The sequence below is a fragment of the Cytobacillus oceanisediminis 2691 genome (genome assembly GCF_007678455.1).
In the GTDB taxonomy this organism is placed as follows: Bacteria; Bacillota; Bacilli; order Bacillales; family Cytobacillaceae; genus Mesobacillus; species Mesobacillus oceanisediminis_A.
Window position 1 is genome coordinate 136,642 of sequence record NZ_VEEP01000003.1, and the last position, 14,694, is coordinate 151,335.

13 protein-coding genes and 1 pseudogene are annotated in these 14,694 nt (G+C 40.2%); 4 read left to right on the forward strand and 10 right to left on the reverse strand.

Features of this window, described 5'->3' with window-relative positions:
* Positions 1 to 20 precede the first annotated feature (20 nt).
* Complete coding sequence (locus FS736_RS07105) at positions 21 to 350, reverse strand: hypothetical protein (protein ID WP_260983553.1); 330 nt, start codon at positions 348 to 350, stop codon at positions 21 to 23.
* Between the two features lie 270 nt (positions 351 to 620).
* Between FS736_RS07105 and FS736_RS07110 the strand changes: the two genes are divergently transcribed.
* The 3 genes from FS736_RS07110 to FS736_RS07120 all read left to right on the forward strand — a co-directional run bounded on the left by FS736_RS07110 (position 621) and on the right by FS736_RS07120 (position 2,599).
* Positions 621 to 1,355: an SDR family NAD(P)-dependent oxidoreductase gene (locus FS736_RS07110; protein ID WP_144475690.1), complete on the forward strand. Its 735-nt coding sequence runs from the start codon at positions 621 to 623 to the stop codon at positions 1,353 to 1,355.
* A gap of 185 nt (positions 1,356 to 1,540) precedes the next feature.
* Positions 1,541 to 2,002 (forward strand): GNAT family N-acetyltransferase, encoded by a 462-nt coding sequence (locus tag FS736_RS07115; RefSeq protein WP_144475691.1) that lies wholly within the window; start codon positions 1,541 to 1,543, stop codon positions 2,000 to 2,002.
* Positions 2,003 to 2,092: 90 nt separating this feature from the next.
* Positions 2,093 to 2,599 carry a PadR family transcriptional regulator gene (locus tag FS736_RS07120; RefSeq protein ID WP_144475692.1) on the forward strand — a complete coding sequence of 169 codons (507 nt, stop codon included), beginning with the start codon at positions 2,093 to 2,095 and terminating at the stop codon, positions 2,597 to 2,599.
* Positions 2,600 to 2,737: 138 nt separating this feature from the next.
* Here the strand turns inward: FS736_RS07120 and FS736_RS07125 are convergent, their stop codons facing one another.
* The 8 genes from FS736_RS07125 to FS736_RS07160 form a co-directional block, all read right to left on the reverse strand.
* On the reverse strand, positions 2,738 to 3,580 hold the full coding sequence (locus FS736_RS07125; protein WP_186326706.1) for a peptidylprolyl isomerase: 843 nt from the start codon (positions 3,578 to 3,580) through the stop codon (positions 2,738 to 2,740).
* A gap of 290 nt (positions 3,581 to 3,870) precedes the next feature.
* Positions 3,871 to 6,147, reverse strand: coding sequence for a M6 family metalloprotease domain-containing protein (locus FS736_RS07130; protein WP_144475694.1), 2,277 nt, complete (start codon positions 6,145 to 6,147; stop codon positions 3,871 to 3,873).
* 637 nt (positions 6,148 to 6,784) lie between these two features.
* Complete coding sequence (gene trhA, locus FS736_RS07135; RefSeq protein ID WP_144475695.1) at positions 6,785 to 7,423, reverse strand: PAQR family membrane homeostasis protein TrhA; 639 nt, start codon at positions 7,421 to 7,423, stop codon at positions 6,785 to 6,787.
* Positions 7,424 to 7,680: 257 nt separating this feature from the next.
* Positions 7,681 to 8,223: a DUF4865 family protein gene (locus tag FS736_RS07140; RefSeq protein ID WP_144475696.1), complete on the reverse strand. Its 543-nt coding sequence runs from the start codon at positions 8,221 to 8,223 to the stop codon at positions 7,681 to 7,683.
* Between the two features lie 43 nt (positions 8,224 to 8,266).
* The gene (locus FS736_RS07145) at positions 8,267 to 9,019 is read right to left on the reverse strand and encodes an MBL fold metallo-hydrolase (protein ID WP_144475697.1); all 753 of its coding nucleotides are present in this window, start codon (positions 9,017 to 9,019) and stop codon (positions 8,267 to 8,269) included.
* Positions 9,020 to 9,332: 313 nt separating this feature from the next.
* Complete coding sequence (ltaS, locus tag FS736_RS07150) at positions 9,333 to 11,237, reverse strand: lipoteichoic acid synthase (protein ID WP_144476059.1); 1,905 nt, start codon at positions 11,235 to 11,237, stop codon at positions 9,333 to 9,335.
* Between the two features lie 494 nt (positions 11,238 to 11,731).
* Positions 11,732 to 13,501 (reverse strand): gamma-glutamyltransferase, encoded by a 1,770-nt coding sequence (gene ggt, locus FS736_RS07155; RefSeq protein ID WP_144475698.1) that lies wholly within the window; start codon positions 13,499 to 13,501, stop codon positions 11,732 to 11,734.
* Between the two features lie 243 nt (positions 13,502 to 13,744).
* Positions 13,745 to 14,017, reverse strand: coding sequence for a hypothetical protein (locus FS736_RS07160; protein WP_144475699.1), 273 nt, complete (start codon positions 14,015 to 14,017; stop codon positions 13,745 to 13,747).
* 153 nt (positions 14,018 to 14,170) lie between these two features.
* Here FS736_RS07160 and FS736_RS07165 point away from each other — a divergent pair, with 153 nt between their 5' ends.
* Positions 14,171 to 14,521: a DUF2200 domain-containing protein gene (locus tag FS736_RS07165; RefSeq protein WP_144475700.1), complete on the forward strand. Its 351-nt coding sequence runs from the start codon at positions 14,171 to 14,173 to the stop codon at positions 14,519 to 14,521.
* A 55-nt stretch (positions 14,522 to 14,576) separates the two neighbouring features.
* Here the strand turns inward: FS736_RS07165 and FS736_RS25455 are convergent.
* A pseudogene (locus tag FS736_RS25455) lies at positions 14,577 to 14,690 on the reverse strand (DUF4275 family protein); the annotation flags it as partial.
* Positions 14,691 to 14,694 lie beyond the last annotated feature (4 nt).

Genomic DNA, 14,694 nt, shown 5'->3' on the forward strand with positions numbered 1-14,694 from the left:
TAAGGATTTCTTTGGAAACACTAGCGTGTGAATTTTTTATACGCAAATAAGATTATTCCAGAAATCAGCGCGATAGCTAAAAAGGTGAATAAAAACATAAGAGGTGAACCAGTGTATCCGAATGCTACTTGTGTTTGCAGCATGTCGACCTGACCCCAGGAGCCTTCAACATCTGGTTCATAAATTTTCGTTTTGATATAGCCAACTAACATTCCACCAGTCAAATAAAGCAAATGAATTATGAAAGAAACACCGATGGCGTGTAAGTATAGTTTCACTTTCCTAACAGCTCCTTGTTCACGAATTCTTAATACATATTCTAGTAACACGTGATCAATTCCTTTTCTCAATTCGCCAAATTTTTCTCCTAATTAAGTTATAGAACTTGATTCGTAATTTTTCATGTTGGAAACGTTTCGGTCTAACCCTTTGCAAAACTGTACATAATAAAAATATTGCTTAATCCCCCACTGTAAAAAGCATTGGGTGGTTGTAATCTAACTTAATACATTTTTGTTCCATCTTCACCATTTTAAAGTTAAATATGAAAAACATATTACTTTGCACAAAGTAATTATTCGAATATAATAAGGGGGAACAAAAAAAAGGGAGGATGTAAGATGGGGAAATTTGATAATAAAATCGTTTTGATTACTGGTGGAGCTTCAGGTATGGGGAAGAGAATGTCTGAGCTTTTCGTTGAAGAAGGGGCTTATGTAATCGCGGCTGATATCAACAAAGAATTGCTTAACGTAGTCAGTCAGCATGAATCAATCGAGGGCAAGTTGTTGAATGTAATGTCTGAGGAAGATTGGAAAAAGGCTGTCGATGAAATCATTGCTGAACATGGAAGAATTGATATCCTGATTAATAACGCGGGTATTGCGACTGAAAAGGATATAAACGAAACAACGATTGAAGACTGGGATTTGATGATGCGTATTAATGGTTTTGGTCCATTTGCCGGTATGAAGCACGTACTGCCTCATATGGTGAAGGAAAACAGCGGTGCTGTTGTGAATATTTCAAGTTATACTGCTATGGTTGGTATGGGCGTTAATACGTATACCGCTTCAAAAGGAGCTGTGCGATCCATTTCACGTGCAGCAAGCACAGCGTATGGCAGGTTTGGTATCCGTGTAAATACTGTGTTCCCAGGTGTCATCCAAACACCTATGACGGCAAACTTGTCAGAATCAAGTGAGGTCTTGCAGCGATTGATTATGGCTACACCATTGCAGCGCCTTGGACAAGCAGATGATGTGGCACGTGCCGTATTGTTCCTGGCTTCTGATGATGCAGCTTACATTACTGGTGCCGAACTAGTCATTGATGGCGGTTTTTCTGCACAATAATATGTGCCTTATATACCAGACTAAGCCATATGGTTTAGTCTGTTTTCATTTTTCAGTTCTTCTCCCCCACTTCCTCGCTAATATAAGGAGACCTTATAACATCTCATTAAAATTACATCATTCACTTATGTGTATAAATCAGTTAGCATAGAAACAAATAGATGAATGAGATGAGGCGAATAAGAATGGATGCTAAATTGGAGTTTAGAATGGCTGAAGAAAAAGATTTAGACTCGATCGTTGCAATGCTTGCTGACGATCTTTTAGGAAGTCAGCGTGAACGTTATGAGCAGCCACTTCCACAAAGTTATCTGGATGCTTTTAAAGCAATTGCCTCGGATCCTAATAATGAATTAATCGTTGCTTGTGAAGGAAATGAAGTGATTGGAGTACAACAAATTACCTTCACCCCCTACATCACCCATCAAGGAGGATGGAGAGCGACTATTGAAGGAGTCAGGACTTCATCACGAGTCAGAGGAATGGGTGTGGGAACTGAACTAATTAAATGGGCCATAACACGAGCGAAAGATCGGGGCTGTCATTTAGTGCAGCTGACAACGGATAAACAAAGACCAGATGCATTGAGGTTTTATGAAAAATTGGGCTTTTCTGCAACCCATGAAGGTTTAAAGCTGAAACTATAATGCCTTTCTTTTTGGGAAGCTATTTTTGCGACACTTTTTTCGGCATTAATGGTATATTGTATTTCTAGTCCACTCGAAAGAAGTGAAACCATGTCCATCCAGATTGTCCTTTTAGGATTATTAAAAGAGAAATCTTATCATCCATATGAAATGAAGAAAACGATTATTGAAAATAAATGGGACCACCTCTTTCCTGTTACGGATGGAAACATTTATCATGCGATCAGAAAGCTTGAAAAGAATGAATGGGTAGAAGCTGAAAAAGAAGAGCAAGTCAATAATCGTCCTAACCGGACTGTCTATCGGATTACAGATGAAGGCATTGCTCAACTATCGAAAGAAATTCAGCTCGTATTTGAACAACGGCTGAAGGAGCCCCGCTCACTTTATCCCGCCACACTTTTCATTCATTTATCAAATGTAGATAAAATAAAGAAAATGATTCATCAATGGATTATTGAACTGCAGGAAGAAGTTTCAGTTGAGACTGAATATCCTTCGGGTTTGCCTCAACTGATTAACAGGCACTATACAGATACAAACAAACTTTATCTCAAATGGTTAAAAGACTTATTATTGAGCCTCAAAAAGAGTTAGAAAACACATTGTTCTCTAACTCTTTTTTACTTTTCATCAAAAAAATATGCCACAAAGTCAAAATTATGTATTTGGAGTAAAGTACAACGATGATAAACCCAACTGCTAGACCTGAACATTTAACCTTTAGGCGGATGGTTATTTTGATTCTATCTCCTTAAATGCGTCTTTAAAAGCATCCTCTTCTATCTCAATTTCTTTTTTCAAGCTGTTTAATATCTCCTGAACCGGTTTTGCCTTCTTACTCATAAGAGTTTGCTTAATTTGATCTTTCACCTGACTTAATGGAGTCTCCTTTATATCTGTTACTTTAATGATGTGATAACCAAATACTGTCTTGACTGGCTCACTCACTTCACCTTTTTTCAATTTCAGAGCTGCTGCAAGAAATGTCGGATCCATCTCCTGGGTACGCCCTGAAAGATATCCCAAATCTCCGCCTTCTGCTGCAGTAGCTGTATCCGTCGATTGTTTCTTGGCTATTTCTGCAAAATCGGTTCCTTTCTTTAATTCCTTTTCTATTTCTTTAGCAGTTGACTCATGATCCACGAGAATATGGCTGGTTCTTGCCTCAGTGTATTCACTTTTGTGTTGTTCATAGTAATCTTTTATTTGTTTATCTGACACTTTCACCCCTTCTGTTGTTGCTTTAAAGAAGTATAGGGATTGTTCGATATGGTCCTTTAACTCTTCTTCGTTTTTAAAGCCCTGTTTTTGCAGGAACATTGAATACTGATCTTTATCCCCGAATTGTTCCTTTATTTCCCCAAGGCGTTGGTTCACCTCTTTGTCAGATACCTCATATTTGCCTTTCAAAATCTGCATATAAACCAACTTTTGAATCAACTCTTGTCCACGCTCGGTACTTGCCACTTCTTTTAATAAATCATCTTTTGATATATCTCCGTAATCCGTTTTAATAAGCAGCTCTCTCTCTTTACCAGAAGTTTTAGCCGAACAAGCACCAAGCAAAAATAACAATGATAAAATGACTGTAACAGTGGCCAAATTCCTCAATTATCTTCACTCCTTCTTTTGACAATTTCCTAAATTCGTTGCTGCTAACAGGCCGCCTTGGGCTAAAAAGCCGATTGCTTTAAATGCCTTGGATTTATAAACATTATTTATGAGGCAATAACGAGTATAGTTGCAAATTGTTTATCTATCTTGTTTCTAAAATTTCTTAAAGGAGGCGGGACAGTTTGAGAACTGTCCCAACCATGAATTTAATTGCTTTTGCACCCCTATACTAGGTCCTTCTTAGGAATCCTCTATTGCCAGGTCTCAATCATTGCATCAGCATATGCTTTTAAACTGGTATACGCTTTGGCAGAAATCTGATCCGCATCTTTTTTGAGTTCCAGGAATTTTTTAAAATCATTGATGTGTTTGATAACCTTATCCCCAGATCCTTTCTTTTCAAATTGCCCCACAGTTTTCATATGTGCCTGCAATGCTTCTGCTGTACCTGCTTTAATAGATCCTTCATTTGCAAAGCTATCAATAACAAAGCTTATACCTGCTGCAGTTAGGCTGCCAGGTAAGAAATTGTAATCTGTAAAACTTTGATTAGCATCTGTCTCCGAAGTGGCCGTGAAGATGAGTTTGGCAGGCGCAGTCTTGCCTTTCGGGATTTTCACATAAACCGGAACAGCAACGGTTTCTCCTGGTTCCACCGCAATTACATTGTGATCAAGTTGAACTTTCCAATCACCCGCTGAAGCATTGACACGAATTAGGTCCTTTGCTTCGCCAGTATTTGTGACATTAAAATGATAGACTGCCACTTTGTCCTGTACAGCGGGCTCTACAGTGCCTGCGCTAACATTTACTCCTCGATTAAATGCACCTGCACCTTCTGTGTTTCGGACGGCAACCTGATAGCGGAGTACCCCTTCATTGTCTTTTTGTTTCCCTAAAATGTAGAAGTGAAGTTTATTGTAAGGATCGATGTACTCACTGACAACCGTGTCTTTTTCAATAGAACCATCAAATTGTCCGGCAACCAAGCTTTCCCCATTACCAGCTTTGAATAAAGCATCGAGAGTTTGCCGTGGATCACCTTTGGCTACCATCGCTGTGGTGCCGTCAGGTCTAGTAAAGTCCTTCAGATTGATATCCTCAGGATGTGAATCCACTACCCAGATATTCGGTGCAGACTCTGCATTTTTCGTCTTTGCAATTAAGACGCCAGAATCAGCGGCGAAGGAATCGGAACCGACACGGTCTACCACTTCAAGGGTGTAGTTATTATACAATCGACCGGAAAGAATATCGTTCCGCCAGTCACCAGCCAGGTAATCCGATGGTGTAGAATCGTCCATGCTAATATTGATACCATGCAATCCGGTTCTGCCGAAGTTACTGCCAATTGGTGCTTGACGTGCAGTAATATCCGCAAACGCCGGTCCAGATACCTTTAATTCATCACGGTTTAGCTTCAATACTTCATCATCGGATACAAATCCTTGTTTCATTTTATTACGAAGCATATGAGGAGCCGGTATAGAAGCACCAAGAGTAGATGGAATCATCCAGCGAGTGTGCGTTCCGCCAGGGCCATTGAAAGAGCCACGGCTCATCGTCTCCCAATAACCTGAATAGGTTCTAGGGTCAAGTGATGCATTATTGTAATTATCACCAAGACCACGAAGATGGCCAAATTCGTGAGCAAAGGTTCCCATTCCATCGCTTTCGCCCTGGATCGAGACACGTATCCTTTTGCCATTTATGTCTGCACTAGATGCTGCCGACCAGATTGTTTTTGCTGCATACCAGGAAGTCCAGGGAACATAACGAGTTTTTGCCCAGTTCGGCATGTTTTCAAATCCAGGTAAATCCGGCGGCCCAAACGCATCAGAAACCGAGTCTTGGTTTAGAAACATCATTTCGCCAAATTCTTGCCATACGGTTGATTCGTCATAGCCAGCATGTACAATGAAGGCAAAGTCATATTCTTTTCCAGCTGCGGCAATGTCAGCTGCTGCTGCATTTACCCCATCCTGAAAAAGGTTGCCACTACTATATTGAGGTGGAAGCGAACCCGCATTCATATAGTTAAGCCCATATTGAAACTCGTTTTTATCCAGACGATAGGGACCATAAGAATCCAGGGAGACGCCCCATTTCCCCTGGGAATTCTCTTTCCAAAAGCCATCAATCGTCTGATAGTTGTTGAGTTTGCTAGGCAGGTTCAGAAAATCCTCCCACCATTTCCCGAGTTCTTCACGAGGAACAGCGTCCACCTGAGGGTTGCCGGCAATCTCTGAACCCTTTGGCTGGGTCAAGATAAAATCCTGATCCGGAAAGTCGACCAGAATCAAGGCACCTTTAAGTTCTGTTTCGGGTTTAATATTTGTTGAATTCCAATCGATACCAGGTACCACATTATAATCATTCCAAGTCATATCATCTGGATTCACCCATGATTGTGAATCTACTGGGTCGGGCATTTTTTCTAAACCTGGTTCCGCAGCAAAAGCGGCTGTTGAAGAAAATGCAAGCAATAGAGTGGTGGTTGCTGCTGCAATTTTAGCTTTAATCTTCAAATCAATTCTCCTCCCAATTAGAAAAAGTCCCTACCTTTTTATGTAGGTTCGATGTTTTAATTCCTTGATGCCGAACTTACGCCATCCTTTATTTCTCCTTTTACAGCTTGAGGCACACTTGGGTTCATCACCTCCCTTAAGTTTATAAACTATAGACATAAATAGGCTAAATCCTAAAAAGTTGGCCTCTGTTTTGAATTTGCTATTAGAAGAATTTTTTGCAAGGTGCGGGATTGTTCCCATAGTGGACTTAGTAGATTGATAGATTGTTGATATTTCCTGTGTAAATATTTGAATATTCAAATATTTTTTGGCGTAATTTATTTATCTTCCCAGCAAACATTTACTAAAACGATCTTTATCTATTACGCATTCCGAAATATTGATACTTTCTATATTTCTGCATAAAAATTCACAATCCTTCAAATTTATCCCATTGGAGGAAAAACGAATCAAAAGACCCAAAATTCCCACATGAATATTAACTTTAAAATAGCCAAAAAGAAATAGTATAGCTATGGCTCATAATAAAATAAGCCTTATCCCTCAAGGATAAGACTTGAATATATTTGTATTTAATTTTCCCAAAGCATTTTAGCGGACTACGCATTTTGTGTACCCACGGATTTTTGTGATTTCATGGCAACAAACTCAGAACCGCAAAAAAGTGCATAATCGATCCGGCTAATACAAACACATGCCAAATTGCATGGTGGTAATGGAAGCCGCGCCAGACGTAAAAAATGGCTCCTACTGTATAAAGTAATCCTCCGATTACGAGGAATAGAAGTCCGTGTGAGGAGACATTCTGTGTTAATGGTCCCCAGGCAAATACAATCAGCCAGCCCATAATGACATATAACACTGTTGATGTATGCAGGAAGCGCTTAACGAACAGCGATTTGAACACCGTTCCTGCAATGGAAAGTCCCCACACAATTCCGAACAGAGTCCAACCTAATGTCCCTTTTACCGCAATGAACAAGAATGGTGTGTATGTTCCGGCAATGAAGAAATATATGGATGAGTGGTCCATGATTTCAAAAAAGTCCTTTGCCCTGCCAGGTGGAAAGCTATGGACGAGTGTTGAGGATGTATAAAGCAGGACCATGGTCGCTCCGAATAAGGTGAAACTGACGACATGCCAGGCTGTGCCGTATAGTGAAGCAAATACAATCAGGATCACCAGTGCAGCAATGCTTAATAGTCCGCCTATCCCGTGGATGATTGCGTTCGCGACTTCCTCTCTCTTCGTAAAAATATGTACATTTGCCATACCTTTATCTCCTTTGCTCTACATGACAAACGGTGTTTTGAGTTCCGTTCTTTTATTATATTAGAACAATAGTATACCATTTATGGCTTTAATAGGCGAAAGGGATTGAGTTATTGGCGGCGGGTATACTTTAACATTAATGATTAAAACGACAGTAGAAGTTATCACGACCGGAACTGACATAATTTGTCCGCCCAAAAGATGATAAATGAACTTTGCGAATTGTCCCCTTCACCTGTTAGGAAAATGCGAGAAAATTACTCCTGAGATACATGCAAAATCTGATAAATTACCCCAGCGATCCCGTTCGCTTTGTTTAAATCGTTTAAAAAGTAGAATGCTTCGTACTTCCATTTGTCTGGGTTGTATATCAATATATATTCTGTATTCGGAATTGATGGTAAACTCTCTCCTATCCTATCCCCAAAATCATTTAGGCGTTCCTGTGGCTGAATTTCTCCTTTTACCTGAAAGAGGTATCTATGATCCTTGATTTTATCGGTTGTTGTATCAATGAGAGGAATGCCGATGTTTACCTTTTGCCACCCAAATGAGTTGAGGATATTGTCATAATATCCGCTGAATAAAAACTTGTTCAGTCCGTTGCTCCCTTTCCATAAATAAAGTGGGCAATAACTATTCTGCACATTATTATGTACCCCTTTTTCAGTGATTAAATAGAGTTTGAATTTCAGTTCTTCAAATCCATCCGTTTTATAACCGTTTTCTCTTACTCTTTCTCTGATTATGTCCATACTATAATTACTTGGCAAGGTGATCTTGTACTGGCTCGCAATCATTCATGGTCCCTCCTTTTTTCGATCCTTAATAGGGCAGAGCGATTTATCTAGTAATCTTTTCACCATCATATGGGACAATGACATTTTTTATTTCGTTGCTTTTAATGAACTCCATTATCGTCTCTCTCTTCAATAAACAATGATTCCATGCCTCCATATGGACAACGACAATCAAAGAATCGGCTGCATGGTTTCTGACTTTTACGATGTCTTTAAGACCCATAGTGATAGGATCACCTGTCTGGAATTGCGCTTCCCCGCCATTTACGATGATTACATCTGGTTTGTAATTGGTGATGGCCTCTTCAGTCTCATCACACCATACCGTGTCCCCCGCAATATAAAGAGTTTCTTCAGAATCAGCTTCAAGTACGAATCCTGAAACCGGGCCCATTGCTTTTGCCAGCTCACCAGTTCCGTGGCTTCCTCCTGTTCTTAAAAGCTTGATCCCGTTCCATTGCAAGTCATCATTCACTTTTACCACATTGGAAAATCCGTGTTCTATAAGCTTCCCCTCATCTTCTGGCTGACAGAAGACAACAACATCCTTAGGGAGCGATTGGATGGCCGCGTCATCCAAATGGTCCCTGTGCAAATGAGTAATGATCACAGCTTCCACGCCCTCAAGAATCTCCTCCACAGGTAATGGAAGATCAACCAAAGGGTTGCGTCTGTCATTTGCTGCATTAGCAACTGGATCCAGGCTGCCTCTTGAGCTAAACATCGGGTCGACCAGAATGATATGGTCTTTGTATTTCATTTTCAAAGTAGCTTGTCTTATTAATTGGATCTCCATTTAAAACCCACTCCTTTTTTATAACTTTCTACCCAAAGATTAAAAACCCTTCTCTTTAGTTTTTCAACATACATCCAAGGCTTTAATATCCTGTTGCTTTTTGAATAATTCTATATTGATGAAACAAATCCCTCCAAGAATCATGAGGGTTCCCAGCATTTAAAATGGTCCTATTATTCGTGACCAACTATTTTGTTGGGAATATAAAAACATTCATTCAAAAAATAAAGACAGAAAGAACAAAGCAGGTGAAATCCATCCTTTTATGTATACAAAAAAGCTGCCAGGCTTAGGCTCGGCAGCTTTTCAAAGATTACTCTGTTTTGTCGCTATTCTGTTCAGTCTTCTTATTATAATTGTACTGTGAACGATCTACAGGGACAAAATCTTTAGGAGTGTAGAAACGTAAAAGGTCACCTTCTACAACCTTATCAGAGTAATTCAGGATGGTTTCAGTGATTTCCTTCTGATGTTTTGCTTCTTCTGTTTCCTCTATCACAGTGCCGGTTGTTGAGTCATAATACTTACCGTTGATGTAAGAGGTAGTTGGACTTACGAAATCACCATTTCGGAATGGCACTAGCTCATCGTGTTCTTCTGATAGTAAGTCTGTACCCATTTGCAGGTAAGGCTTAGTATCAATTCCCAATAAATGCATAAGAGTCGGCATCAGATCGATTTGTCCGCCATATTCATGCATTGTGCCACCTTTGACTCCAGGTACATGCATTAATAACGGTACGCGCTGAAGGCCGGCACTTTCGAATGGTGTAATTTCTTTGCCTAATACTTGCTCCATCGCCTTATTATGATTATCGGAAATGCCATAATGGTCACCGTACATGATAACAACGGTGTTATCATATAGTCCGGTTTCCTTTAGATAGTCAAAGAACTCTTTTAATGCCTCATCAGCATATCGTGCTGTCTGGAAGTATGAATCAACGGATGCATCTCCAGTAGTATGAGGTTCAATCGTAGTTTTTTCCTGATCCATATGATAAGGAAAATGGTTGGATACAGTAATTAACTTTGTATAAAATGGCTGTGGCAATGATTCGAGCATAGGCTGTGATTGCTTCAGGAAAGGCTTATCCATTAACCCATACTCTGCAAGATCTTCTTCATTCAATGTGTAATAGCTTGAATCAAAGAAGTTTTCATAGCCAAAAGATTTATAAATTTCATCACGGTTCCAGAACGATCCGTTGTTTCCGTGGAAAACAGCTGAACTGTATCCGTTTTGGCCTAAGATAGCCGGTGCAGCTTGATACGTATTCATTCCTTTAGTAGAGAATGCGGACCCTTGTGGGAGTCCGTATAGGGAATTTTCGAGAATGAATTCGGCATCAGATGTTTTCCCCTGAGCTGTCTGATGGAAAAAGTTATCAAAATACAGGGTATTTGCATCTCTTGTTAAAGAGTTCAAGAAAGGTGTTACTTCTTCACCGTGAAGTTTGTAATCAATCAAGAAATTTTGCATTGATTCAAGGTGGAAGTATACAACATTCATTCCTTTTGCCGCACCGAAATATTCCGGATTCGGTTTTGCGTAATTTGTCCTCTGGTAATTAAGGATTTCAGTTAAATCATCCGTACTAGCCATTGCCCTTTTCATCGAGCCATTGACACTCTGTACAGCATCATAAACGGTATAGTTGTACATCCCCAAATACTTGACAATATAGTTGCGATCGAATGTTCTTGTTAACAATTGTGGTCGATCTTTTTCTGCTAGTCCAAGATTTACTGACATGATTAGGATGGCCGCGATAAATACAGTTGCAACACTTCTGCGGTTCACCATTCCGCTCGTACGCTCTTTTTTGAAAAACAATCCAACAGCCAACACAATTAGCGTGTCTAGGAAAAACAAAAAATCATACGGTTTTAAAAGAGATGATACACTAGTGCTTACATCTCCGAAGTTTTGTGTCTGCGAAATCGTCGGTATCGTAATGAAATCACTAAAGAATCGGTAATACACAACATTCGCAAACAATAAGAAGCTCAAAATAAAGTCAAAAACAATGAGCCATAAGAATTTCCTTTTCCTTGACAATAAAGAAAAACCTAAGAATAACATAACGGAACCTAATGGATTCAGAAACAATAAAAATTTTTGTAAGTTATTATCCAAGCCTAGTTTGAATTCTAAATGTTGTACTAGATATGTTTTTACCCATAATAAAACAACAGCTAGTAGGAAAAGGCTCATGTGGTTTTTATTAAATTTTTTAAACACCTTTTTCTCCCCGCTTTCTATCGTCTACTGTTTTAATAGCTTTTTAGATTATGCAAGCCATTCAAACATTCTATAAGATTTTTAAGCTAATGTAAAGTTATTTAATATTCTATAAAAAGACTGTAAATTTATCTTTCTATTATATACTAATCGAACAAGTAGTTTAGAAGTGATATTATGTATTCGCTTATTTCTTTCCTATTATATGTATATCGGAGTAGCTGACTGCGGCGGCAAAAGTTTAGGAATTTGGCTCTGTTAAAATTAAATGGTGATCAGTAAACTTCAAAAACGTCTCCTATACATATAGACGAAAATTCCCCTGATATGTATTCCCTTCTTACATAAAAATAAACCATAACTAAAAATAAAAAAGGACTAAATTGATTTTTCTAGTTAGACTCAAATTGGCATAGCCTATAAAGGCAAAAAAAAGGAGCGGAAAACCCCGCTCCTTCCTTTCATGCTTATTTTCGGTTGCCTTTAAGATTGACTCCAATTGCTGCGCCATTTCTGCTTGAGTCTGCCACACCTTTAAACGTACCGTTTTCACGGTCGATCAAGATGCTTTGGACATTGCCAATTGTCGTCGGGCTAGAACCAAATTTATGGCCCATCGCATTCAGTTCGTTTATGGTATCAGTGCTGATACCTTCTTCAAATCGGTACGAATTAAGATTGTTGGTGTATATTCTAGGCTGTTCGACTGCTTCCTTCAGCTCCATATCATACTCGATTGCATGGAGGATGGTTTGCAGCACGGAGGTGATGATCGTCGGTCCTCCCGGGGAGCCAACCGTCAGGACTGGTTCGTCGTTTTCAAAAACGATCGTCGGTGTCATGCTGCTCAATGGACGTTTATTGGGCTGAACTTCATTGGCACCGCCAGGGACTGCGTCAAAGTCGGTCAATTCATTGTTCAGCATGAATCCATAACCAGGGACCATGATGCCCGTTCCAAACACCTGTTCAATCGTTGTTGTGTAGGAGACGACATTTCCCCATTTGTCAGCTACAGTAAAATGGGTTGTTTCTCCATACTGTCTGTCATTTGGCTGGCTTGTCTGTGAGTAATTGGCTTCTGAATTCTCATACTTCCAAGGGTCTCCGGCTGTTGGATTCTGGTTGACAGAATCAAGGCTGATCAACTCCTGGCGTTCCTTGATGTAATCAGGGTGAAGAAGTCCATTTACTGGAACATTGACGAATTCAGGATCTCCTGCGTATGCCGCGCGGTCAGCATATGCAAGATGCATGGCTTCGGCTAGAAGATGATATTTTTCTGTTGAATTGACATCATATTGGGACAGATTGTAACCATCCAATATTTTCAGCATTTGCAACAGGAAGACACCGCCTGAACTTGGGGGAGGCATGCTGGCAATTTTGTATCCCTGATAATCTCCCCAAACCGGCTCATCAACCGTCACATCATACTTTGCCAAATCCCCAGGAGTCATTGAGCCTCCGAAATCCTGGACCACATCGGCTAGTGCCTCTCCAATCTTTCCTTTATAAAGTGCATCTGTTCCTTTTGAACGAATCAGCTTAAACGTTTTAGCCAGGTCATCCTGAACAAGGACATCCCCCTCTTTTAGCGGTTTCCCGTCTGGCAAGAAAACCTCACCGGCTGCTGATCTTGACAACTTGTCCTGATTATCGGCAATCGCTTCTGCCAGGACTGAATCAATCGGGAATCCCTTGTCAGCCAGCTTGACGGCAGGACCGATCAACTGCTGGAGAGGACGCGTTCCCCACATATCAAGTGCTGTTTCAAGGCCCTTCAGTGTTCCTGGCACTCCGACTGCAGTTCCACCGGTCGAGCGTTCTCCAAAAGGAATCGGATTCCCATTTTCATCCAGGAACATATCTGGAGTCGCCCCTTCAGGAGCACGCTCCCGACTGTTGACGATGGTGGTTTCCTTTGTTTTACCGTCATAAACCATCATGAAACCGCCGCCGCCGATTCCGGACATCATCGGTTCTACTACGTTCAAGGCAAACTGAATCGCAACCGAAGCATCAATCGCGTTCCCGCCTTTGCGAAGTACCTCAGCACCTATCTCGGATGCAAGCGGATGGGCAGTCGCAACCATGCCATCCTTTCCTACATCAACCTGGCTGTACTGTTCATAACTGAACTCAGGTTTTTTAGCTAATCCAGTTGCAGGCATTGTACCGGCCAGCAATAACACACTGAGCAAAGCAAACAGCCCGGTACGTACGAATTTTTTCATATGATTCCCTCCTGTTCCAATTTGTTTACAATATAATGTTAGGGGAACGAAAGGAATAATAGCAAATATTTAACCGAATTTTCTTAATTTTAAATCTATTATACTAGTTGTTTTTGCCAAAGGGGTAATTAAGGGCTAGAGATGGTTAGGACAAAAGGACGATGGTTTCTGATTGCTGACCAAGTTAGCATTTTGGATCCACAATAAATAGCATGAACTCGCCTGCTACAAAAGCATAAGCTGCTAACCTCTTCTCCCTCTCCAAACACCGAGCTGATAGATACTAACTGAATAGAACAGGAGAATAGAAACGGAGATAATGCCCTGTTTATGGCTGCTCCAGATCCCAAGAATCGTTTTCAGAAGATCTCCCATAAGATAGAGAAAATAGATGTACACTACAAACATTGAAAGTGTCAAAAAGAATACAAAGCGAAGTAATCGTAAGAAAGTGATTTCACTGAAGAAAGATTTAGGGTATTTTTTCCCCTTCCTGGCAAGCCCTGTCTCAGCCAACAACCACACCCCTCTTTTCCGTTTTACAAAGCCATATGCTTTTACTATTCTTCCCGTTAAGTCAATTTCCTTTGAGTTCAGAAAAAAAAGCACGTTTGAACCGCTCTATTTTTCATACTATAATGAAGTAAAACAAATCAGGGAGAATATGCCATGAGCAAACATAAGATCTTTACAATGAGTGTCGCAAGTGTATATCCTCATTATGTGAAGAAGGCGGAAAGAAAAGGACGTACAAAAACTGAAGTGGATGAAATCATGCGTTGGATGACCGGTTATACCCAGGAAGAGTTGGAATCACAGCTGGAAAAACAGACAGACTTTGAGACCTTCTTCGCCGACGCTCCCCAACTTAATCCTTCAAGGACTTTAATCAAAGGTGTCATTTGCGGTGTTCGAGTGGAAGAAATCGAAGAACCGACCATGAGGGAAATTCGCTATTTGGACAAGCTGATCGATGAATTGGCAAAGGGAAAAGCGATGGAAAAGATTTTAAGGAAATGATATCAAGAGACATTGACATCATTAAAATAGGAAAAGCTCTCTGTATGGAGATGAATCTGCTTTTTTTTTCCAGAAGACTTAAGTGCGAGGCAAATACTTCCTCCCACGTATTTCTTAATTCATTCCCGAAGTCATCTGTTTTACTGACTAGTACTTTTTTGCTTTTAATTTAT